A 647-nucleotide genomic window follows, 5' to 3' on the forward strand; every position below is an offset into this window, starting at 1 on the left:
GCCGAAGGCTGCGATCTTTTGATCTAAAAAAAGGCGACCCGTGGGTCGCCCTTTTTACTTACGCCGCACTGAACAACCGATGCGGATCGATCACAAACTTCTTCGGCACACCGGCATCGAACTCGCCATAGCCTTCCGGCGCCTGGTCGAGGCTGATGACTTGCACACCCACCACTTCGGCGATGTTGATGCGGTCCCACATGATCGCCTGCATCAGCTGGCGGTTGTATTTCATCACCGGGGTCTGGCCGGTGTGGAAGCTGTGGGATTTGGCCCAGCCCAGACCGAAGCGGATGCTCAGGCTGCCCATTTTCGCGGCGGCATCTACAGCGCCCGGATCCTCGGTCACGTACAGGCCCGGAATACCGATCTTGCCGGCGACGCGCACCACGCCCATCAACGAGTTGAGCACGGTGGCCGGGGCTTCGGCTTTCACCCCGTCATGCCCGTGGCCGCGCGCTTCGAAGCCCACGCAGTCCACGGCGCAATCAACTTCCGGCTCGCCCAAAAGTGCGGCGATCTGCTCGTGCAGCGGCGTGTCCTTGGACAGGTCGACCACTTCAAAACCCTGAGCCTTGGCGTGCGCCAGGCGGATGGTGTTGACGTCGCCGATGATCACCACCGCCGCGCCCAGCAAGCGCGCCGAG

General features: G+C 62.8%; 1 pseudogene. It reads right to left on the reverse strand.

From position 1 onward, the window contains the following. Window positions 1–58: 58 nt before the first annotated feature. Window positions 59–647, reverse strand: a pseudogene (locus HT737_RS13050) (formaldehyde dehydrogenase, glutathione-independent); the annotation flags it as partial.

This window comes from Pseudomonas sp. MD195_PC81_125, assembly GCF_014060985.1.
GTDB lineage: Bacteria > Pseudomonadota > Gammaproteobacteria > Pseudomonadales > Pseudomonadaceae > Aquipseudomonas > Aquipseudomonas parakoreensis.